20 protein-coding genes are annotated in these 22,219 nt (G+C 60.1%); 17 read left to right on the forward strand and 3 right to left on the reverse strand.

Annotated elements, in window-relative coordinates; genetic code table 11:
- The first annotated feature begins 16 nt into the window (after positions 1-16).
- Complete coding sequence (locus tag ACIPL2_RS00665; RefSeq protein WP_401351930.1) at positions 17-1,300, forward strand: arsenic transporter; 1,284 nt, start codon at positions 17-19, stop codon at positions 1,298-1,300.
- A gap of 105 nt (positions 1,301-1,405) precedes the next feature.
- Here the strand turns inward: ACIPL2_RS00665 and ACIPL2_RS00670 are convergent, their stop codons facing one another.
- A complete protein-coding gene (locus ACIPL2_RS00670) occupies positions 1,406-2,356 on the reverse strand; it encodes a DUF1853 family protein (protein WP_401351933.1) in 951 nt (316 codons plus the stop codon).
- Between the two features lie 112 nt (positions 2,357-2,468).
- On the opposite strand from ACIPL2_RS00670, the gene ACIPL2_RS00675 reads away from it, so the two are divergent.
- The 8 genes from ACIPL2_RS00675 to ACIPL2_RS00710 all read left to right on the forward strand — a co-directional run bounded on the left by ACIPL2_RS00675 (position 2,469) and on the right by ACIPL2_RS00710 (position 13,743).
- Entirely contained in the window at positions 2,469-3,359 is an 891-nt protein-coding gene (locus ACIPL2_RS00675; RefSeq protein ID WP_010459816.1) for an NAD(+) kinase, read from the forward strand.
- The gene (locus tag ACIPL2_RS00680) at positions 3,356-4,330 is read left to right on the forward strand and encodes a metallophosphoesterase (protein ID WP_401353316.1); all 975 of its coding nucleotides are present in this window, start codon (positions 3,356-3,358) and stop codon (positions 4,328-4,330) included. The genes ACIPL2_RS00675 and ACIPL2_RS00680 overlap by 4 nt, the downstream gene beginning before the upstream one ends.
- Positions 4,327-5,196, forward strand: a complete 870-nt coding sequence (locus ACIPL2_RS00685; protein WP_401351936.1) for a rhomboid family intramembrane serine protease — start codon at positions 4,327-4,329, stop codon at positions 5,194-5,196. Before ACIPL2_RS00680 ends, ACIPL2_RS00685 begins: the two co-directional genes overlap by 4 nt.
- Positions 5,197-5,230: 34 nt before the next feature.
- Entirely contained in the window at positions 5,231-5,491 is a 261-nt protein-coding gene (locus tag ACIPL2_RS00690) for a YeaC family protein (protein ID WP_090183249.1), read from the forward strand.
- Complete coding sequence (locus ACIPL2_RS00695; protein WP_401351940.1) at positions 5,488-6,318, forward strand: DUF2797 domain-containing protein; 831 nt, start codon at positions 5,488-5,490, stop codon at positions 6,316-6,318. The genes ACIPL2_RS00690 and ACIPL2_RS00695 overlap by 4 nt, the downstream gene beginning before the upstream one ends.
- Positions 6,319-6,330: 12 nt before the next feature.
- Positions 6,331-8,988 (forward strand): aminopeptidase N, encoded by a 2,658-nt coding sequence (gene pepN / locus ACIPL2_RS00700; RefSeq protein WP_401351943.1) that lies wholly within the window; start codon positions 6,331-6,333, stop codon positions 8,986-8,988.
- A gap of 1,289 nt (positions 8,989-10,277) precedes the next feature.
- Positions 10,278-11,330, forward strand: a complete 1,053-nt coding sequence (locus ACIPL2_RS00705; protein ID WP_401351945.1) for a WD40/YVTN/BNR-like repeat-containing protein — start codon at positions 10,278-10,280, stop codon at positions 11,328-11,330.
- Between the two features lie 28 nt (positions 11,331-11,358).
- A complete protein-coding gene (locus ACIPL2_RS00710) occupies positions 11,359-13,743 on the forward strand; it encodes an RND family transporter (RefSeq protein ID WP_401351948.1) in 2,385 nt (794 codons plus the stop codon).
- A 165-nt stretch (positions 13,744-13,908) separates the two neighbouring features.
- On the opposite strand, the gene ACIPL2_RS00715 is transcribed toward ACIPL2_RS00710, so the two are convergent.
- Together ACIPL2_RS00715 and ACIPL2_RS00720 are read right to left on the reverse strand one after the other, a co-directional pair.
- Positions 13,909-14,640 carry a FadR/GntR family transcriptional regulator gene (locus tag ACIPL2_RS00715; RefSeq protein ID WP_401353318.1) on the reverse strand — a complete coding sequence of 244 codons (732 nt, stop codon included), beginning with the start codon at positions 14,638-14,640 and terminating at the stop codon, positions 13,909-13,911.
- 185 nt (positions 14,641-14,825) lie between these two features.
- The gene (locus ACIPL2_RS00720) at positions 14,826-16,562 is read right to left on the reverse strand and encodes an IlvD/Edd family dehydratase (protein WP_401351949.1); all 1,737 of its coding nucleotides are present in this window, start codon (positions 16,560-16,562) and stop codon (positions 14,826-14,828) included.
- A gap of 193 nt (positions 16,563-16,755) precedes the next feature.
- Here ACIPL2_RS00720 and ACIPL2_RS00725 point away from each other — a divergent pair, with 193 nt between their 5' ends.
- The 8 genes from ACIPL2_RS00725 to ACIPL2_RS00760 all read left to right on the forward strand — a co-directional run bounded on the left by ACIPL2_RS00725 (position 16,756) and on the right by ACIPL2_RS00760 (position 22,165).
- A complete protein-coding gene (locus ACIPL2_RS00725; protein WP_401351952.1) occupies positions 16,756-18,078 on the forward strand; it encodes an MFS transporter in 1,323 nt (440 codons plus the stop codon).
- A 159-nt stretch (positions 18,079-18,237) separates the two neighbouring features.
- Positions 18,238-19,230, forward strand: coding sequence for an AraD1 family protein (gene araD1 / locus ACIPL2_RS00730; RefSeq protein ID WP_401351955.1), 993 nt, complete (start codon positions 18,238-18,240; stop codon positions 19,228-19,230).
- Between the two features lie 223 nt (positions 19,231-19,453).
- The gene (locus ACIPL2_RS00735) at positions 19,454-19,750 is read left to right on the forward strand and encodes a DUF5629 family protein (protein WP_401351957.1); all 297 of its coding nucleotides are present in this window, start codon (positions 19,454-19,456) and stop codon (positions 19,748-19,750) included.
- The gene (locus ACIPL2_RS00740) at positions 19,743-20,912 is read left to right on the forward strand and encodes a lactonase family protein (protein ID WP_401353320.1); all 1,170 of its coding nucleotides are present in this window, start codon (positions 19,743-19,745) and stop codon (positions 20,910-20,912) included. Before ACIPL2_RS00735 ends, ACIPL2_RS00740 begins: the two co-directional genes overlap by 8 nt.
- A 155-nt stretch (positions 20,913-21,067) precedes the next feature.
- Complete coding sequence (locus ACIPL2_RS00745) at positions 21,068-21,247, forward strand: hypothetical protein (protein WP_031318838.1); 180 nt, start codon at positions 21,068-21,070, stop codon at positions 21,245-21,247.
- Between the two features lie 210 nt (positions 21,248-21,457).
- Complete coding sequence (locus ACIPL2_RS00750; protein ID WP_255141673.1) at positions 21,458-21,583, forward strand: hypothetical protein; 126 nt, start codon at positions 21,458-21,460, stop codon at positions 21,581-21,583.
- Positions 21,584-21,698: 115 nt separating this feature from the next.
- A complete protein-coding gene (locus ACIPL2_RS00755) occupies positions 21,699-21,911 on the forward strand; it encodes a hypothetical protein (RefSeq protein WP_401351961.1) in 213 nt (70 codons plus the stop codon).
- Positions 21,908-22,165 (forward strand): hypothetical protein, encoded by a 258-nt coding sequence (locus ACIPL2_RS00760; protein WP_401351964.1) that lies wholly within the window; start codon positions 21,908-21,910, stop codon positions 22,163-22,165. Before ACIPL2_RS00755 ends, ACIPL2_RS00760 begins: the two co-directional genes overlap by 4 nt.
- Positions 22,166-22,219: the final 54 nt, after the last annotated feature.

The following is a 22,219-nucleotide window of genomic DNA, read 5'->3' on the forward strand; positions in this document are numbered from 1 at the left end:
TTAAAGGCTGCCCCGGATGCTTGTCGCGTCGTTGATTTTCCTGCTGACCATTACGTTGGTGATCTGGCAACCCAAAGGCCTCGGCGTTGGCTGGAGCGCGGTGCTCGGCGCGGTGTTGGCGCTGATCTTCGGGGTCGTGCACCTGACGGACATTCCGCTGGTGTGGCAGATCATCTGGAATGCGACCGGCACCTTTGTCGCGCTGATCATCATCAGTCTGTTGCTGGACGAGGCCGGTTTTTTTGCCTGGGCGGCGCTGCATGTGGCGCGTTGGGGGCGGGGCAGCGGACGTAAACTGTTTGCTTATATGGTGCTGCTCGGTGCGCTGGTTTCCGCATTGTTCGCCAACGACGGGGCGGCGCTGATTCTCACGCCTATCGTGATTTCCATGCTGCTGGCGTTGCGTTTTTCCCCGGCCGCGACCCTGGCGTTCGTGATGGGTGCCGGCTTCATTGCCGACACCGCAAGCCTGCCGCTGGTGGTGTCGAACCTGGTGAACATCGTTTCCGCCGACTTCTTCCACATCGGTTTCAACCGTTATGCGGCGGTGATGGTCCCGGTCAACCTGGTCAGCGTCGCAGCAACCCTGGCCATGCTGATGTGGTTCTTCCGGCGTGACATCCCCAAGGCTTACGACCCCGAACAACTCGAGCACCCGGAAACCGCGATCCACGACAAAGCCACGTTCTACGCCGGTTGGGCGGTGCTGGTGATTCTGTTGCTCGGCTGCTTTGCTTTGGAGCCGTTGGGCATTCCGATCAGCGCGATCTCGGCGGTGTGCGCCGCGTTGCTGTTGGCCATCGCCGCCCGCGGTCACAAGATTTCCACGCGCAAGGTGATCAAGGAAGCACCGTGGCACATCGTGATTTTCTCGCTGGGCATGTACCTGGTGGTCTACGGCCTGCGCAACGCCGGGCTCACCGGGTATCTGGCCGGTTGGCTGGACGGTTTTGCCGGTTACGGCATCTGGGGCGCGGCCATGGGCACGGGCGTGCTGACGGCGCTGCTGTCGTCGATCATGAATAACTTGCCGACGGTGTTGATCGGTTTGCTGTCGATCGATGCCAGCCAGGCGACGGGTGTGGTGAAGGAGGCGATGATTTACGCCAACGTCATCGGCAGCGATTTGGGGCCGAAAATCACCCCGATTGGCAGTTTGGCGACGTTGCTGTGGTTGCATGTGCTGGAGCGCAAGAGCATTCGGATTGGCTGGGGGTATTACTTCAAGGTCGGGATTGTATTGACGGTGCCGGTCTTGTTGGTGACGTTGGCGGCGCTGGCAGTGCGGTTGTCTATTTGAACCGAGTTGGCCCCTTCGCGAGCAAGCCCGCTCCCACAGGGGAATGCATTTCAAATGTGGGAGCGGGCTTGCTCGCGAAGAGGCCCGTCCAGCCACCACAAAACTTCAACCATTGCCCGGCACATTCGGCCAAAGATCCGCCACCAGAAACAGCCGCTCCGCTTCCTCCCAATCACCATCGGCATTCTCGGTCAGTCGCACCAGCAATTGCGCCGGTGCCAGCGGTTCCAGATCGCTCAGCCAGGCATTCAGCTGTTGCGTGCTCCAGGTCTGCTCGGCCGGATAGTGCGCCGGCGCCAGCCAGGCGTGGCGGGGCAGGGGCTGCCAACGGCCGAAAGGTCGCTGCACCACAAACGCCGCCCAGTCTTTCTGATGCAACCAGCTGCCGCGCAAGTGCTGCGGATGCGCGCCGTTCGGTGGTTCGGCCGGTCCCGGCCATGGATAGAGTAAATAGCCGCCCAGCCACAAATGTGCGCTGAACTGCTGGATGTCCAGCGCCGCCAGCACCTCGCGACTCTCCGGGCGAGCGGAAATCGGCAGTTGATGCTGGGCCAGGTGCGCCAATTTGCGATCCAGCCGGTCATGGCAGCCGGGGCCGAGCCATTGCGCGGTGTCGTGGCCATCGCCGTTTTGCGGCCCGAGGTAAAGCTTGATCGCCAGTTCCAGGTGATGCACGCCGTCACGGTCACGCAGCAGCATGTCCAGCTCGCCCAGCGTGTGACCTTCGCGGCGGATCGGCATGTTGGCGGCAATCAGGTCGATCCCCGGCGCGTGGCGCACGGCGTATTGCCATAGCCGTTCATAGTACAAACCCAGGCGCCGGGTCCTGGCCTGCGCCAGCCAGTGCAGCAGGTCATAACTGTCGCGGTCGAGCTGCCGAAGCCAGTGTTCCAGCCGCTCCGGTGCCTGCACCCAGTCACTGCCGGCCAACGGATGACGCTGCGGCCACGGGGTTTCGCCAAGCATCGGCGGTGCGAGGATCACCCACGCCAGGTCACGCACTTCGGGATGGCGTAACTGGTGGGGCAACTGCAGCAAATCTGGAAATAGGATCATCTTGCGAGCATAGCCTCAATCGTGAGTACACCGTTGTGGCTGAAAGGATTTTGTCTATCCCGCGCTTTCGCCCATAATCGTGTTTTTCGTCGCCGCAGACTGTAGGGACACCATGGAGCAATTTCGTAATATCGGCATCATCGGTCGCCTGGGCAGTTCCCAGGTGCTGGATACCGTCCGCCGACTGAAACGGTTTCTGCTCGATCGTCACCTGCATGTGATCCTCGAAGACACCATCGCCGAAGTGCTGCCGGGCCACGGCCTGCAAACCTCGTCGCGCAAGATGCTCGGCGAAGTGTGTGACATGGTGATTGTGGTCGGCGGTGACGGCAGCCTGCTCGGCGCCGCTCGCGCACTGGCTCGCCATAACATTCCGGTGCTCGGGATCAACCGGGGCAGCCTGGGCTTCCTGACCGATATCCGCCCGGATGAACTGGAAGTCAAAGTCGCCGAAGTGCTCGACGGCCACTACCTGGTGGAAAACCGCTTCCTGCTGCAAGCCGAAGTCCGCCGCCACGCTGAGGCCATTGGCCAGGGCGATGCGCTGAACGACGTGGTGCTGCACCCCGGCAAATCGACCCGGATGATCGAGTTCGAACTGTACATCGACGGCCAGTTCGTCTGCAGCCAGAAGGCCGACGGCCTGATTGTCGCCACGCCCACCGGTTCGACGGCGTACGCGCTGTCGGCGGGCGGACCGATCATGCATCCCAAGCTCGACGCTATTGTGATTGTGCCGATGTACCCCCATACCTTGTCGGGTAGGCCGATTGTGGTCGACGGCAACAGTGAGCTGAAAATCGTCGTGTCCAAAGATATGCAGATTTACCCGCAAGTCTCCTGTGACGGGCAGAACCACTTCACCTGCGCGCCCGGTGACACCATCACCATCAGCAAGAAGGCGCAAAAGCTGCGGCTGATTCATCCGCTCGACCACAACTACTATGAGGTCTGCCGGACCAAGCTCGGCTGGGGCAGTCGGTTGGGTGGTGGAGGCGACTGATGCTCGATCCCGCGCGTAGCTACGACCTGATCGGTGACGTGCACGGTTGCGCTCTGACCCTTGAGCACCTGCTCGACCGGCTCGGTTATCGCAAACAAAGCGGCGTCTGGCGGCATCCGTCGCGCATGGCGGTGTTTGTCGGCGACATCATCGACCGCGGCCCGCGGATTCGCGAGGCGCTGCACATCGTCCATGACATGGTCGAGGCCGGCCAGGCGCTGTGCATTATGGGCAACCATGAATTCAATGCGCTGGGCTGGAGCACTCCGGCGCCGCCGGGCAGCGGCAAGCAATTCGTGCGCGAACACACCCCGCGCCACGCCCGTCTGCTGGGGGAAACCCTGACTCAATTTGAAGATCATCCGGGCGACTGGCATGACTTTCAGCAATGGTTCTATGAATTGCCCTTGTTTGTCGATGCCGGACGCTTCCGGGTGGTGCACGCCTGTTGGGATTCCGGCCTGATCGAACCGCTGCGCGCGTTGTTCCCCGATGGCTGCGTCGATGAGCATTTCCTCCAGGCCTCGGCGGTGCCGGGCAGCTTCGCCTGCACCGTGTTCGACCGCCTGCTGCGCGGCACCGACATGCGCTTGCCCCATGGCTTGACCATGACCAGCGGCGATGGCCTGACGCGGTCGTTCTTCCGCACCAAGTTCTGGGAAGACGACCCGCAAACCTACGGAGACATTGTGTTCCAACCCGACGCCTTGCCCGATCCGGTGGCCCGTACGCCGCTGTCGTCCACCGAAAAAAATACTTTGCTGCGCTATGGCGTCGATGAGCCGTTGTTGTTCGTTGGTCACTACTGGCGCAGCGGCAAACCGGCCCCGATCCGTCCGAACCTGGCCTGCCTGGATTACAGCGCCGTGCTCTACGGCAAACTGGTGGCCTATCGTCTGGATCAGGAAACCCGTCTCGATCCGCATAAATTCGTCTGGGTCGATGTCGAGCGGCCGGAGGTGCTGCAATGAGTGCCGTAGCGGTGTTGCGCCTGCCATTGGCGGTGGACTTGAGCGGGTTCGTCAAACTGCTGCAACGCATGCAGGTGCCGCATCGGGTCAGCGAAGAGTCAGGCGAACAAGTGCTCTGGGTGCCGGCCGATATCAGCGAAGACGTTCGTTCGTTGTACGAGCGCTTTCCGGCTGGCGATCCCGATCAGCAACTGGACATTCCGGTGGCGCAAACCCAGCGCCGCCCGGGATTTGTCGAGCAGTTGCGCTACGCCAAGGCGACCGCACTGGTGCTGTTGCTGAGCGTGATTGTCGGCGCGGTGACGCTGCTGGGCGAAAACCTCGACACGATGCGTTGGCTGACCTTCCTCGATTTCCGCGTTGTCGGCGAGTACATCCACTTTGTGCCCTTGGCCGACAGCCTGGCGGCGGGGCAGTGGTGGCGCCTGGTGACGCCGATGCTGATTCACTTCGGCATCCTGCACCTGGCCATGAACGGCATGTGGTACTGGGAACTGGGGCGGCGCATCGAGTCGCGTCAGGGCAGCATCAACCTGGTTGGCCTGACCTTGCTGTTCGCCCTGGTGTCCAATTACGCCCAGTATTATTTCAGCGGCCCGACCTTGTTCGGTGGGTTGTCCGGCGTGCTGTATGGCTTGCTCGGGCATTGCTGGATCTTCCAGGTATTGTCGCCAAACCCGGCTTATCGCCTGCCGCGCGGCGTGCTCGTGATGATGCTGGTGTGGCTGCTGCTGTGCCTGTCCGGGCTGGTCTCGATGATCGGCTTCGGTGAAATAGCCAACGCCGCCCACGTCGGCGGGTTGCTCGTCGGATGCTTGACCGGTTTGTTGGGCGGTTTGTACAACCGCCGTAAACTGGCCGTCTAAACAGTTACGTCAATCAAAGAGCGCGGAGCCCTTGATGTCCTCTTTTAATGAAATGATCCAAAACATCACGCCCGATATCTACCAGAGCCTGAAGCTGGCGGTGGAAATCGGTAAATGGTCCGACGGTGGCAAACTCACCGCCGAACAACGCGAACTGTCGCTGCAAGCGATGATCGCCTGGGAAATCCAGAACCTGCCCGAAGAAGAGCGCACCGGTTACATGGGCCCGCAGGAATGCAGTTCGAAGTCGATCAGCGTGCCGAATATTCTGTTCAAGTCGGATGCCGTCCATTGATTGAGATTGGCCGCGGTGCAATCAGCAAAATGTCGGCGCGCCTTGACGGGCCGAACGTGCAATACGCGTTTCGTCTGGGCGATACCGAGGTTCCGGTCAATCCGTTGATCGGCAGCACGGTGCGTCTGGAATACCTGGGGGCGATTTTTTGCTCCCATTGCGGGCGCAAGACCAAAACCAGTTTCAGCCAGGGTTATTGCTACCCGTGCATGACCAAACTGGCCCAGTGCGACCTCTGCATCATGAGCCCTGAGCGTTGTCACTACGACGCCGGCACCTGCCGGGAGCCGGAGTGGGGCGAGAAGTTCTGCATGACCGATCACATTGTGTACCTGTCCAATTCGTCGGGGGTGAAGGTCGGGATTACTCGCGCTACCCAGTTGCCGACCCGCTGGATCGATCAAGGCGCCCGTCAGGCCCTGCCGATCATGCGCGTCTCGACCCGTCAGCAGTCGGGTTTCGTCGAAGACCTGTTCCGTAGCCAGGTGGCCGACAAGACCAACTGGCGTGCGTTGCTCAAGGGCGAGGCGATTTCGGTGGATCTGGCGCAGGTTCGCGACCAACTGTTTGAAAGCTGCGCCGAAGGTTTGCAAGGTTTGCAGGAACGATTCGGCCTACAGGCGATCCAGACCATTGCCGATGTCGAACCGCTTGAAATCCGCTATCCGGTCGAGCAGTACCCGGCCAAGATTGTCAGCTTCAACCTGGACAAGAACCCGATTGCCGAAGGCACGCTGTTGGGGATCAAGGGCCAATACCTGATTTTCGACACTGGCGTGATCAATATTCGTAAATACACGGCCTATCAGCTCGCCGTGCATCAGTAGAAGGATTCCAGCATGCGCACCGAACAACCGAAGATGATCTATTTGAAAGACTATCAGGCGCCTGAATACCTGATCGACGAGACGCACCTGACCTTCGAGTTGTTCGAGGACCACAGCCTGGTCCATGCGCAACTGGTGATGCGCCGCAATCCTGAGCGGGGCCCGGGCCTGCCGCCGCTGGTGCTGGACGGCCAGCAACTCGACCTGCTCTCGGTCATCTTGGCGGATCGTGAACTGAGCGATGCCGACTATCAGCTGACCGAGAATCACCTGACCCTGCACCCGACCAGCACCACCTTCACGGTCGACACCAGCGTCAGGATTCACCCGGAAACCAACACCGCGCTGGAAGGCCTGTACAAGTCCGGCACGATGTTTTGCACCCAGTGCGAGGCCGAAGGCTTCCGCAAGATCACTTATTACCTCGACCGCCCGGACGTGATGAGCACGTTCACTACCACCGTGGTCGCCGAGCAGCACAGCTATCCGGTGTTGCTGTCCAACGGCAACCCGATTGCCTCGGGGCCGGGCGAAGACGGCCGGCACTGGGCGACCTGGGAAGACCCGTTCAAGAAACCGGCGTACCTGTTTGCGCTGGTGGCCGGTGACTTGTGGTGTGTCGAAGACACCTTCACGACCATGACCGACCGCTCCGTGGCGCTGCGTATCTATGTCGAGCCGGAAAACATCGACAAGTGCCAGCACGCCATGAACAGCCTGAAGAAGTCCATGCGCTGGGACGAAGAGGTCTACGGTCGTGAGTACGATCTGGACATCTTCATGATCGTCGCGGTCAATGATTTCAACATGGGCGCCATGGAGAACAAGGGCCTCAACATCTTCAATTCCAGTGCCGTGCTGGCCCGCGCCGAAACCGCGACCGATGCCGCGCACCAGCGCGTCGAAGCGATCGTGGCCCACGAATACTTCCACAACTGGTCGGGCAACCGCGTGACCTGCCGCGACTGGTTCCAGTTGTCGCTGAAGGAAGGCTTCACCGTGTTCCGTGATTCGGGTTTCTCCGCCGACATGAATTCGGCCACGGTCAAGCGCATCCAGGACGTGGCTTACCTGCGGACCCACCAGTTCGCCGAAGACGCCGGCCCGATGGCTCACGCCGTGCGTCCGGACAGCTTCATCGAAATTTCCAACTTCTACACCCTGACCGTGTACGAAAAGGGTTCGGAAGTGGTCGGCATGATCCACACCTTGCTCGGGGCCGAAGGGTTCCGCAAAGGCAGCGACCTGTACTTCGAACGCCATGACGGCCAGGCCGTGACCTGCGACGATTTCATCAAGGCGATGGAAGATGCCAACGGCGTCGACCTGACCCAATTCAAACGCTGGTACAGCCAGGCCGGTACACCGCGATTGGCGGTGAGCGAGTCTTACGACGCCGCAGCGAAAACCTACAGCCTGACCTTCCGCCAGAGCTGCCCGGCAACTCCGGACAAGGTTGAAAAACTGCCATTCGTGATTCCGGTCGAGCTGGGCCTGCTGGACAGCAAGGGCGGCGAGATTGCCCTGCGTCTGGACGGTGAAGCCGCGGCTGGCGCTACCTCCCGCGTGATCTCAGTGACCGAAGCCGAGCAGACCTTCACCTTCCTCGACATCGCTGAAAAGCCACTGCCGTCGTTGCTGCGTGGCTTCTCGGCACCGGTGAAACTGAGCTTCCCGTACGACCGCGACCAGTTGATGTTCCTGATGCAGCACGACAGCGACGGCTTCAACCGCTGGGATGCCGGTCAGCAACTGTCGGTGCAGGTGCTGCAAGAGCTGATTGCCCAGCAGCAGAAGGGCGAGACGCTGGTACTGGATCAGCGTCTGGTGTCGGCCTTGCGTACGGTGTTGGCTGACGAGACGCTCGATCAGGCCATGGTCGCGGAAATGCTTTCGCTGCCGGGTGAGGCGTATCTGACTGAAATCAGCGAAGTGGCTGATGTCGTTGCCATCCACATTGCCCGCGAGTTCGCTCGCAAGCAGTTGGCCGATGGTTTGTTCGAGGCGCTGTGGCTGCGTTACCAGGCGAATCGCGACCTGTCGAAGAAAACCCCGTATGTGGCCGAGGCCGAGCACTTCGCCCGTCGTGCGTTGCAGAACATTGCGCTTTCTTACCTGATGCTGAGTGGCAAGCCGGAAGTATTGGCCGCGACCCTTGAGCAATTTGAAACCAGCGACAACATGACCGAGCGCCTGACGGCGTTGGCGGTGTTGGTCAATTCGTCGTTCGAAGACGAGAAAGCCAAGGCGCTGGCCAGCTTTGCCGAGCACTTCAGCGACAATCCGTTGGTCATGGATCAGTGGTTCAGTGTCCAGGCAGGCAGTGTCTTGCCGGGCGGCCTGGATCGCGTGAAGGCGTTGATGGCGCATCCGGCGTTCAACATCAAGAACCCGAACAAGGTGCGGGCACTGATCGGCGCGTTTGCCGGGCAGAACCTGATCAACTTCCACGCCGCGGACGGTTCCGGGTATCGCTTCCTGGCGGACCTGGTGATCGAGCTGAACGGGTTTAACCCGCAGATCGCCTCTCGCCAACTGGCACCGCTGACGCGCTGGCGCAAGTATGACGACGCTCGTCAGGCGTTGATGAAAGGCGAGCTGGAGCGGATTCGTGCTTCGGGTCAGCTGTCGAGCGATGTGTTTGAAGTGGTGAGCAAAAGCCTGGCCTGATTCTGCTTTGCTTCTGCGGGGTTCACTCGAACCCTGTAGGAGCTTGGCTTGCCAGCGAAGGCGGCCTGATAGCCTGTCTGTTTCTTGCAGATGTACGCCGATCAAATTGTGGGAGCTGGCTTGCCTGCGATGGCGGCCTGGTAGCCGACCTGTTTTTTTGACTGAGTACATATCCATTGCTGCGGTAACGGCTGCTTATGGTTTCGCTCTTACAGCGACTCCCTTTTGCAGACGCCGGAATGCCGGCCCAGCCAAAAGGAAGCAAAACGCTTTGCCCCTCCATTCGGTGCCTCGCTTAGGCTCGGCATGCCCTCACTCCGGCATTGCTCCGGGGGCCCGCCGCCATCGGCCATCCATGGCCGGGGGCGGCTACCGCGGCATCCTTGCCGCGGTGCCCCCTGCGCAACGCCTGCGTTCGGCCTCTGGGAAAGGGGCAACAGATCAAGATCAAAAGCCGAAGCAACGGCAAGATCAAGGGCGAACGTAACGTCTGAGATCACCGTTCCCCCTGTAGGAGCGAGCTCGCTCGCGAAGGTTTTGAATGCGTGGTGTTTATCCCGTTGAAACGCGTCATCGTTAACGTCCATCGCGAGCAGGCTCGCTCCCACATTTGGGCCGGGCTCATCTGCGGGAGATGGGTTGGCTGTCAGGCCGTCTTCGCGGGCAAGCCTCGCGCCTACAGAAAATCAGAAGCAGGGCGGCGTACGCTTTGGCTTCTCACCACTCATCAGGCCGAGCGTTAGCTCGCCTTGGCTTTTGATCTTGATCTGAGCGCCCCATCGAGAGGCCGAGTGGAGGTTCTGCGCAGTGGGCAACCCGGCAGGGATGCCGGGTTAGCCGCCGCCGGCCATGGATGGCCGATGGCGGCGGGCCCACGGAGCAGGACCGGAGCGAGGGCATGCCGAGCCACAGCGAGGCACCGAACGAAAGGGGCAGAAGCCCTTGGTTACTTGGGGCTCTTCCAAGTGACTCGCCGTAAGGGCGAAACCAATAGCGGCCATAACCCAAAAAACGGATATGCACCCAAACCCCAAACCCCAAACCCCAAACCCCAATCACCCCACCTGATACCCAATCATTCACCCACCCCCCAACCTCGCCGGGTTAACAAAACATAACGTGGCGTTGATTGTCAGACCTTTGAAAACCCCGATAGGATAAGCCAGCTTCCGAAGGGGCTCTAGATTGCGCGTTTCAGGACTATGCTTCAGAAAGGTCAATCGCAATGAACACCCCTTACGGCGCCCTGAAAGGTTGAACGACCTAACAATAATAATGGGGGAAGGTCTATGAGTGAGCCTGTCATGGGTGTGGGTATCTGCCGCCCGCCGGCATTACGCAAATTCGCGTTGCTGGCTACAGCGCTCTCGCTGTTGGGCTGTGCCGCGTTGTCGGCGCCTGTACTGGCTGCCGCCGCGCCGGCATCCGATGTTGTTTATTCCGTTGAATCCGCCAAGGCCAGCAAAAGCCTGATGCTCGATGTCGTGCACGCCGGCAAGCGCCTGGTCGCGGTCGGGGATCGCGGGCACATTCTGTATTCCGATGACCAGGGCGCAACCTGGACCCAGGCCAAAGTACCGACCCGGCAAATGCTCACGTCGGTGTTTTTTGTCGACGACAAACACGGCTGGGCCGTTGGCCATGACGCACAGATCCTCGCCAGCGAGGACGGCGGCGTCACCTGGACCAAGCAATTTGAAGACCTGACACGCGAATCGCCGCTGCTCGACGTCTGGTTCCAGGACGTCAACAACGGCTTTGCCGTGGGCGCCTACGGCTCGCTGATGGCAACCACCGACGGTGGCAAAAACTGGGAAAACGTCAGCGACCGCCTCGATAACGAAGACCAGTACCACCTCAACGCCATCGCCGCCGTCAAGGACGCCGGGCTGTTCATCGTCGGCGAGCAGGGCAGCATGTTCCGCTCCGCCGATGGCGGCCAGACCTGGGAGAAACTTGAAGGCCCGTACCAAGGCTCGCTGTTCGGCGTGATCGGCACGGCTCAGGCCAATACGCTGCTGGCCTACGGGCTGCGGGGCAATCTGTTTCGCTCGACCGACTTCGGCACCACCTGGGAGCCGGTCGAGTTGAAGGCGGCTCGCGGTGCACTGGAATTCGGCCTGTCCGGCGCCACGCTGCTCGACGACGGTTCCATCGTGATCGTCGGCAACGGCGGCTCGGTGATCCGCAGCAACGACAACGGCGAAACCTTCAGCGTGTTCAACCGCCCCGATCGCATCTCCGTTTCGGCAGTCACCGCGGCGGGCAATGGCAATCTGATTCTGGCAGGACAGGGCGGCGTTCGCGCTACTTCGCCAACCGGCGCTGAGCTGGCCAAATGAGCCGGGCAAATAATAAGAAGGCGGGTCTATGACATCCCTAAGCAGTCATCACCAAGACAAGGCGACGTTTCTCGAACGCCTGATTTTCAACAACCGCCCGGCAGTGATCGTCATCTGCCTGCTGGTGAGTATTTTCCTGTTCTGGCAGGCAACGCTGATCCGGCCATCCACCAGCTTCGAAAAAATGATCCCGCTTGAGCATCCGTTCATTCAAAAGATGATGGAGCACCGCAACGATCTGGCGAACCTGGGCAACACGGTCCGCATCTCGGTTGAAGCCACCGACGGCGACATCTTCTCCAAGGAGTACATGGAGACCCTGCGTCAGATCAACGACGAGGTGTTCTACATTTCCGGTGTCGACCGTTCCGGCCTCAAGTCGCTGTGGAGCCCGAGCGTGCGCTGGACCGAGGTGACGGAGGAGGGCTTCGCCGGTGGTGAAGTGATTCCCCAGAGCTATAACGGCTCCCAGCAAAGCCTCGACCTGCTGCGCAACAACGTGCTCAAGTCCGGTCAGGTCGGGCGTCTGGTGTCCAACGATTTCAAATCGAGCATCGTCGATATCCCGCTGCTGGAGTCCTACCCGGACCCGCAGGACCAGGGCAAGCTGCTGGCGCTGGATTATCGGAAGTTCTCCCACGAACTCGAAGAAAAGATCCGCGACAAGTTTGAAGCACAGAACCCGAACGTGCAGATCCACATCGTCGGTTTCGCCAAGAAAGTCGGCGACCTGATCGATGGCCTGGTGATGGTGGTGATGTTCTTCGGCGTTGCCTTCATCATCACCCTGATCCTGCTCTACTGGTTCACCAACTGCATGCGCAGCACCGTGGCGGTGTTGAGTACGACGCTGGTGGCGGTGGTCTGGCAGCTCGGCTTGATGCACTTCTTCGGCTTTGGGCTTGATCCGTATTCGATGCTGGTACCGTTTCTGATCTTCGCCATCGGTATTTCCCACGGCGTGCAAAAGATCAACGGCATCGCATTGCAGTCCAGTGAAGCGGACAACGCGTTGACCGCCGCACGACGGACGTTCCGCCAGTTGTTCCTGCCGGGGATGATTGCGATCCTCGCGGATGCGGTGGGTTTCATTACGCTGCTGATCATCGACATCGGTGTGATTCGTGAACTGGCCATCGGTGCGTCCATCGGCGTGGCGGTGATCGTGTTCACCAACCTGATCCTGCTGCCCGTCGCGATTTCCTACGTTGGCATCAGCAAGCGCGCGGTCGAACGCAGCAAGAAAGACGCGCACCGCGAACACCCGTTCTGGCGCCTGCTGTCGAACTTCGCCAGCCCGAAAGTCGCGCCGGTATCGATCGTCCTGGCCTTGCTGGCCTTCGGCGGCGGCCTCTGGTACAGCCAGAACCTGAAAATCGGTGACCTCGATCAGGGTGCCCCGGAACTGCGTCCGGATTCGCGCTACAACAAGGACAACAACTTCATCATCAGTAACTACTCCACCAGTTCCGATGTGTTGGTGGTGATGGTCAAGACCAAGTCAGAAGGCTGCTCGCGCTACGAAGCCATGGCGCCGATCGACGAACTGATGTGGAAGATGCAGAACACCGAGGGCGTGCAGTCGGCGATTTCCCTGGTGACTGTGTCCAAGCAGATGATCAAGGGCATGAACGAGGGCAACCTGAAATGGGAAACCCTGTCGCGTAACCCGGACGTGCTGAACAACTCCATCGCTCGGGCTGACGGCTTGTACAACAACAGTTGTTCCCTGGCGCCGGTGCTGGTGTTCCTCAACGATCACAAGGCCGCCACTCTGGATCGCGCGGTCCATGCGGTGCAGGACTTCGCCAAGGAAAACAACAAGGACGGCCTGGAATTCATCCTCGCCGCCGGTAACGCCGGCATCGAAGCGGCTACTAACGAGGTGATCAAGGAATCCGAGCTGACCATCCTGGTGCTGGTGTACATCTGCGTCGCGACCATGTGCATGATCACCTTCCGTTCCTGGGCGGCGACCTTGTGCATCGTGCTGCCGCTGGTACTGACCTCGGTGCTCGGTAACGCCCTGATGGCCTTCATGGGCATCGGCGTAAAAGTCGCGACCTTGCCGGTAGTGGCACTCGGGGTGGGGATTGGCGTGGACTACGGGATCTACATCTACAGCCGCCTGGAAAGCTTCCTGCGTGCCGGCCTGCCGCTGCAAGAAGCCTATTACCAGACGCTGAAATCCACCGGTAAGGCCGTGCTGTTCACCGGCCTGTGCCTGGCGATCGGCGTGTGCACCTGGATCTTCTCGGCCATCAAGTTCCAGGCCGACATGGGCCTGATGCTGACCTTCATGCTGCTCTGGAACATGTTCGGCGCACTGTGGCTGCTGCCAGCGTTGGCGCGGTTCCTGATCAAGCCGGAAAAACTGGCAGGGCAGAAGGGCAACTCGCTGTTCGCTCACTGATCCCTGGCTGAAATGGAAAAGCCGCAACCTCAGGGTTGCGGCTTTTTTATTTCTCAAATTTCACACAAAACCCTTGTGGGAGCGGGCTTGCTCGCGAAGGCGGGGTATCAGACAACGAAAATGTTGAATGATAAACCGTCTTCGCGAGCAAGCCCGCTCCCACATTTAATTGTGGTGATCAGGAAGATCGGTGCCTAGCACGACGTCCAGTGCGTTGCGAGCATCATCCAGCTGCACCAACGTTGCATGCCGGGCGCCCAAGGCATCGCGATTCTCGATCGCCGTCAGAATCGCCTTGTGCCGTGGCAGCGCCAGTTCATGCAGGTTCGGCCGCTGGTTGGAATGCTTTAACGCCTCGGCAATTGCCACCGACAGCATGTTGCAAAGATTCGCCAGCAAATCGTTGTGGGTCGCATCGGCGATCCGGCTGTGGAAATCCAGGTCGGGTTGCAGCAACGCTTCCGGGGTCGGAGCGGCTTCCATGCGTTGGTAGGCTTCGCCGATGGACGCGATGTCCTCGTCGGTGGCGAACTGCGCAGCGAGGGCGGCTGCCGCCGGTTCGATGATGCTGCGCACGCTGGTCAGCAGACTGAAAAACTCATTCTGCGGACTGCTTTGCATCAACCAGTGCAGCACGTCCGGGTCGAGCATGTGCCATTCCCGACGCGGTTTGACCACAGTGCCCACCCGTGGACGGGAATACACCAGGCCCTTGGCGACCAAAACCCGCGTGGCTTCGCGCAGCACCGGCCGGCTGACCGCGTACTCTTCGCACAGCAGGGCTTCGGCGGGCAGTTTGTCATCCGGTTTGAAGCGCCCGGAAACGATCTGCATGCCCAGTTCCTGGACAATGCGCGAGTGCATGCTTTTGCGGTCGGAGGGTTTGCGGTAATCCATGGGGAACGGCGCGATCCTGTGCGGTAGGGTGTCGCGCATGATAACAGGCACGGCGCAATCTTGAGGCGGGCGAAAATCAAATGTGGGAGCGGGCTTGCTCGCGAAGGCGGTTTATCATCCAACATATTCGTTGTCTGACACCCCGCCTTCGCGAGCAAGCCCGCTCCCACATTAGGACGATGGGGTTAGTGAGAATGGCGCGGTACTTCGGCTCCGCGGCAACCGACCAGGAAGTCAAAATCGCAGCCTTGGTCCGCCTGCAGCACGTGGTCGATGTAGAGCTGACGGTAACCGCCCACGATCAGGTTTTGCGGCGGTTGCAGATCCGCCATGCGCGCCGCCAGTTCCGCGTCCGGAATGTCCAGATGCAAACGGCCGTTGGCGCAATCGAGCTCGATCCAGTCACCTTCCTTCACCGTCGCCAAAGGGCCGCCGGCCGCTGCTTCCGGGGCCACATGCAACACCACGGTGCCGTACGCCGTGCCGCTCATGCGCGCATCGGAGATACGCACCATGTCAGTCACGCCTTGGGCCAGCAGTTTGGCCGGCAAGCCCATGTTGCCGACTTCGGCCATGCCCGGATAACCCTTCGGCCCACAATTCTTCATCACCAGAATCGAGTGGGCATCGACGTCCAGTTCCGGGTCGTTGATCCGTGCCTTGTACATGTCGAAGTTCTCGAACACCACGGCGCGGCCGCGATGCTGCATCAACTCGGCAGTGGCGGCAGAGGGTTTGAGCACTGCACCCAGTGGTGCCAGGTTGCCGCGCAACACGCAGATGCCGCCATCGGCGCGGATCGGGTTGTCGAGGGTGCGGATCACTTCGTCCTGGCCGTAGATCGGTGCGTCCTTGGTGTTCTCGCCGAGGGTCTTGCCGTTGACGGTCAAGGCGTTCGGATGCGGAATCAGATTCGCTTCGCCGAGGCGGCGCAACACGGCTGGCAAGCCACCGGCGTAGTAGAACTCTTCCATCAGGAAGCGCCCGGACGGTTGCAGGTCGACGATGGTCGGCATGCCGCGCCCGATGCGGGTCCAGTCATCCAGTTCCAGGTCCACGCCAATACGGCCGGCGATGGCTTTCAAGTGGATCACCGCGTTGGTCGAACCGCCGATGGCCGCGTTCACGCGGATGGCGTTTTCGAAGGCTTCCTTGGTCAGGATCTTCGACAGCTTCAAGTCTTCGCGAACCATCTCCACTGCGCGCATGCCGGACATGTGCGCCAGTACATAACGCCGCGCATCCACCGCCGGAATCGCTGCGTTGTGGGGCAGGGAAGTGCCAAGTGCTTCGGCCATGCAGGCCATGGTCGACGCGGTGCCCATGGTGTTGCAGGTGCCCGCCGAACGGGACATGCCGCCCTCGGCCGCGAGGAAATCGTCGAGGGTGATGGTGCCGGCCTTGACCTGCTCGCTGAGCTGCCAGACCACTGTGCCCGAGCCGATGTCCTGGCCCTTGTGCTTGCCGTTGAGCATTGGCCCGCCGGTGACGACGATTGCCGGCACGTCACAACTGGCCGCACCCATCAGCAAGGCCGGGGTGGTTTTATCGCAGCCGGTCAGTAACACGACACCGTCAATCGGGTTGCCGCGAATGGCTTCTTCGACGTCCATGCTCGTCAGGTTGCGGGTGAACATCGCGGTCGGACGCAGATTGGATTCGCCGTTTGAGAACACCGGGAATTCCACCGGCCAGCCACCGGCCTCGATCACCCCGCGTTTGACGTGCTCGGCAATCTGGCGGAAATGCGCGTTGCACGGGGTCAGTTCGGACCAGGTATTGCAGATGCCGATGATTGGCTTGCCGTGAAACTGGTGATCGGCGATGCCCTGATTCTTCATCCAGCTGCGGTACATGAAACCGTTTTTGTCGGCGGTGCCAAACCATTGGGCGGAGCGCAGGGTGGGTTTCTTATCAGACATGATCGGCTCTCTTATTGTATGACTATATTGTTCTAGCTAAGGCGTAACATAAGCGCAAATTGGCCTGTTTGGAAGTGTTGTTGGGTAATTAGTATTACTATATAGTCGTTTTCAACGGAGGGATGGCCCTGGCCATTTTGTGCGAGAGGCGTCTCCCGAGGTTCCATAACAACAACAATCGGAGACCGATCTCATGAGCCAGGAACTGCGGCTTATTCGTCGCATCACGCTGAAACTGATTCCCTTCCTGATCCTTCTGTACCTGATCGCCTATGTGGATCGCTCCGCCGTGGGCTTCGCCAAGCTGCACATGGGCGCCGACATCGGTCTCGGGGATGCGGCCTATGGCCTGGGCGCCGGGCTGTTTTTCATTGGCTACTTCCTGTTGGAAATCCCCAGCAACCTGATGCTCGATCGCTTCGGCGCGCGGCGCTGGTTTGCGCGGATCATGCTCACCTGGGGCGCCATCACCATCGGCATGGCCTTCGTCCAGGGGCCAAACAGCTTTTACCTGATGCGCTTTCTACTCGGTGCGGCCGAGGCCGGGTTCTTTCCGGGCGTTCTCTACTACATCACTCAATGGTTCCCGGTGCGCCATCGCGGCAAGATCCTCGGGCTGTTCATCCTTTCCCAACCCATTGCGATGATGATCACCGGCCCGGTGTCCGGCGGCTTGCTCGGCATGGATGGCACCCTCGGCCTGCACGGCTGGCAGTGGCTGTTTATCGTCATCGGCACCCCGGCGATCCTGCTGACCTGGCCGGTGCTGCGTTACCTGCCGGATGGCCCGCAGCAGGTGAAATGGATGGATCAGGCCGAGAAGGACTGGTTGACCGGCGAGTTGAAAAAGGACCTTGAGGCCTACGGCCAGACCCGCCACGGCAATCCGCTGCATGCGCTCAAAGACAAACGCGTGCTGCTGCTGGCGCTGTTCTACCTGCCGGTGACCCTGAGCATTTATGGTTTGGGCCTGTGGCTGCCGACACTGATCAAACAGTTTGGCGGCACTGATCTGGTGACCGGCTTCGTATCGTCGGTGCCGTACATCTTCGGGATCATCGGTTTGCTGATCATCCCGCGCAGTTCCGATCGTTTGAATGATCGCTACGGCCACTTGGCGGTGCTTTACGTGTTGGGGGCTATCGGCCTGTTCCTCAGTGCCTGGCTGACGGTGCCGGTGCTGCAACTGGCGGCGTTGTGCCTGGTGGCCTTCTCGCTGTTTTCCTGCACGGCGGTGTTCTGGACCTTGCCGGGCCGCTTCTTTGCCGGTGCCAGTGCGGCGGCCGGGATCGCCTTGATCAACTCGGTGGGCAACCTCGGCGGCTACATCGGTCCGTTTGTGATCGGTGCGCTGAAGGAGTACACCGGCAACCTGGCGTCGGGGTTGTATTTCCTCTCTGGCGTGATGCTGTTCGGACTGGTGCTGACGGGCGTGGTTTATCGCTTGCTGGAACGCAAGCATGTGCTGCCGGCCGATCAATTCGCTGCCAGCGCCCGTGGCGCAACCCGTACCTGAATTCTGAAATCAGCCCCGATCAACTGTGGGAGCGAGCCTGCTCGCGATAGCGGTGCATCAGTCGACATCCATGTCGGATGTGATGACCTCATCGCGAGCAGGCTCGCTCCCACAGGGGGGCTGCGTTGTTTTGAAGTCGTGCGTTCAAAGGAGAAAATCATGCGTTTGGTTCAGTTCGAATTGAGTAACGGTGAGCGCCGTGTCGGCGTGGTCGAGGGCGGTCTGGTGCGTGAAGTGCAGGCGGCGCGCACGGTGCGCGACCTGGCGCTGGCGGCGATCGAGGCGGGGAGCACGCTTGAGCAGCAGGTGCAAACCCTGGGCCTGGGCATCCGTCACGACTACGCCGAGTTGCTGGCCAAGCTGCGAATCCTGCCGCCGCTGGATCACCCGGACCCGGCGCACATGCTGGTCAGCGGCACCGGCCTGACCCATTTGGGCAGCGCCTCGGCCCGGGACAAAATGCATCAGCAGGCCGGCGATGAAGCTGCGATGACTGACACCATGCGCATTTTCAAATGGGGCGTGGAGGGCGGAAAACCGGCGGCGGGGCAGGCCGGCGTGCAACCGGAATGGTTCTACAAGGGCGACGGCAGCATTGTCGTGCGCCCGGGCCAACCGTTCCCGCTGCCGCCGTTTGCCGAAGATGCCGGTGAAGAACCCGAGCTCAGTGGCCTCTACGTCATCGGCCACGACGACAAGCCGTATCGCCTCGGTTTCGCCGTGGGCAACGAATTCTCGGATCATGTGATGGAGCGCAAAAACTACCTGTACCTCGCGCATTCGAAATTGCGCAGTTGCAGCTATGGCCCGGAACTTCGGGTCGGTGAATTGCCTCAGCACCTGGCCGGCACCAGCCGCATTCTGCGCGAGGGTGAAGTGCTGTGGCAGAACGAGTTTCTGAGTGGCGAAGCCAACATGTGCCACAGCCTGGCGAACCTCGAATACCACCATTTCAAATACAGCCAGTTCCTGCGCCCCGGTGACGTGCACATTCACTTCTTCGGCACCGCGACCCTGTCCTTCGCCGACGGCATCCGCACCCGACCGGGTGACGTATTCGAAATCAGCCAGGCCGAGTTCGGCGCGCCATTGATCAACGGCATCGAGCCTGTGGGCGCGGCGTTCGAGCCCGGCACCGTCGGCACACTTTAAGCAGCGCTCTCTAACGGCCGAACACCATCCCCTGTATGAGCTGCCGAAGGCTGCGATCTTTTGATCTTGGATTTTTCGGAATCGCCGAAGATCAAAATCAAAAGATCGCAGCCTTCGGCAGCTCCTACAGTTGATTGGTGTTGTGTGCGAGTTTTGTCACCGGCATTGGGCCCCTTGTACTTTGAGCTATCATTGCGTTTTTCCCATTCAAAGATTGACTGCCATGACTGCCGCAACCGACACCTTGCTCCACACCCTCGAACACTGCGACATGGTGGAGATCGACGGGCTGCACGCCTTCGAATTCTCCCTCGATGAAGACGACAACCTGCACATCGAATGCATGGACGGTCGAGCGGCCAAGCATTGGGAGTTCACGCCGACCGAGATCGGCGCGGCGACCTTCGATCCGACCTTGCAAAGCTGGGTGATCACCGGTGCTTCCGGCGAACACCGGTTGGTGTGCATGACCGCGATTCGCGGTGATGACGACGAGGGCGACGTGAATGAGGATGCGTAAACTCTGGCCGTTACTGATGGCTGGCAGCGTCGGCGCGATGGGCTTTCAGGTAGCGTCGGCTGACGACTATCAGTTGCTGGTCGGCTCCTACACGGCCGGCCAGAGCCAGGGCATTTATCGCCTGAACTTCGACGCCGCCACCGGGCAGATCGACGCCAAGCCGCTGCAAGTGATCGAGAGTGAAAACCCGTCCTGGCTCACCGTGTCAAAGGACCAGCGCCGCCTGTACGTGGTCAACGAAAACGGTCCGGGGCAGGTTGATCCGGTAGGGCGCGTCAGCAGTTATGCGATCGATTCCAAAACCCATGCGCTGAGCCTGATCAATCAGGTGCAGAGCCTGGGCAACGAGCCGACGCATTCGAGCCTCAGCGTTGAAGGCAATCACCTGTTTGTCAGCAACTATTCGGTGGCTGAAGATCCGGGCGGTACCCTGGCGGTGATACCGGTAGGAGGCCACGGCAAGCTCAAACACGTGGTGCAAATGAGCAGCCATCCGTCGAGCCGGGTCAATCCCGAGCGGCAGATGTCGGCCCATGTGCATTCGACGGTCTCGTCACCGGATGGCAACTATGTCTTCTCGAATGATCTGGGCGCCGACAAGATCTTTGTCTACCGCTTCGATCCCAAGGCCAATCCAGACTTGCCGCTGACCGCCGCGACACCGGCGTCAGTTCAATTGCCGCCCGGCAGCGGGCCTCGGCATTTGCTGTTCAGCGCTGATGGCAAGCACGCGTGGCTGACCATGGAAATGAGCGCGCAGGTGGCGGTGTTCGACTACCAGGACGGCAAACTCGAGCAAACGCAGATGATTGATCTGGCGGCGGGGCAGCCCGCTTCCGATAAGGCCGCTGCGGCCCTGCATGCTTCGGTCGATGGCAAGTTCCTCTATGTCAGCAACCGTGGCACCGCCAATCAACTGTTGGTGTTCGCCATCGACCCGGCGAGCGGCCACCTCCAAGAGCTGCAGCGCAGAGCGGTGGAGGGCGATCACCCGCGCGAGTTCAGCCTCGATCCAAGTGGCAAGTTCTTGTTGATTGCCAACCAGAAAAGCAACCAGATTGTGGTGGTCGAGCGCGACGCCAAGAGCGGTTTGCTGGGTAAAACCGTGCAAAAACTGCCGATGGATGCCCCGAGCGATCTCAAGTTCCTGGTGCGTCAATAGGCCGCAGGCCCCGGTTGATGGGGCCTGCATCCTTCTATCAATGACGCTGATGTTTAGTAATGCTACAAAGCATTTCAGCGCGTGAACCCCCGCGGTTAAGTTTGCTTCACGGCCCCACCGGGCAAGCAAGCCAACTGACTTCGAGGAATACCGCCATGAACTTCAATCTCTTCTCCGTAATCGCCGCCTCCGCTATCTCCGCCACCGTTGCTCTGCCAGCCAGCGCCAACGTTGAAATCAGCGACAAAAAATCCCACACCCAGAGCTACACCCAGAAATACCTGCAACAAAGTGCCAACTTCTACGCGGCGCTGGATCACAAAACCCAAGCCTGAAATTCAAGCCCTGCACCTTTTATGCAGGAGCGAAGTCACTTGTGTCGATCGGGCTGAAAAGCCTCGAAAAACCTGAGTGATGTCGCTCCTGCATAACGCGTTTCCGACAGCATCATATTGATATCAAGGTATCACTTGATATCACATGGCCATGAGTTTAAATTTGACGCTGATTTTCTGACTCCTTCTCCTATCACAAGGATCGACCGCATGGCGATGCGTCTGGCCGTGGTTCTTCTGTTTCTCTATTCCACCCCCATTCTTTCGGCTGCCCAGCCCGTTCCCGACGAGCCGGATGCGGCCCGCGAGCGCTTGATGAGTTTTATTGAAGACTGAAATAGACTGGCTTAATGATCAACGAAGCTGATGGTTACTATGGATAACCCTGAGTGGTTGTCACGGCTTTTTTGATCGATTCTGTGGGCGTCGAAACATGCCTACGGAGAACACCATGGCCAGCGCAATCATCACTTATGCCAAACACGGCGCCTACCTGGCTATCGCTCTTTACGTGGCTCTGGTGTTGGTTGTCAGCCTTTCGCCGCAATCGCAACAGTCTTTCGACGCGCCGATTCAAGTCGCTCATCCTGGCATCCAGTTCGATCACCACGTCCAAAACGCGGTGATCGATCAGGCGGACGTGGCAGGAGTGGCAGGAGCATGAAAGGAGGCAAACTCTGGGTCATCGCCTTCCTGGCGTTCATGACCAATGGCGCTTCACTGTTGGGGATAGGGCAGGGCTCGGCAGGTTCCGTGGCCCGGTCCATCGAAGCCAATCACAACCTTGCACGTAATATCGAAACCGCCAAGGCCCTGGGCCTGCTGGCCGGCAACCCGCCCATCAAACGCCAGGACGATTACTTCGGCCCGTTCCACGTCGATTGCTCGGCGCTGGAGATGTGCAACGTGCTGGCCTGACAGATCGAAACACCCCTGTAGGAGCGAGGCTTGCCCGCGAAGGCGTCATCAAGG

The sequence above is a fragment of the Pseudomonas sp. NPDC086251 genome (assembly GCF_044746405.1).
In the GTDB taxonomy this organism is placed as follows: domain Bacteria; phylum Pseudomonadota; class Gammaproteobacteria; order Pseudomonadales; family Pseudomonadaceae; genus Aquipseudomonas.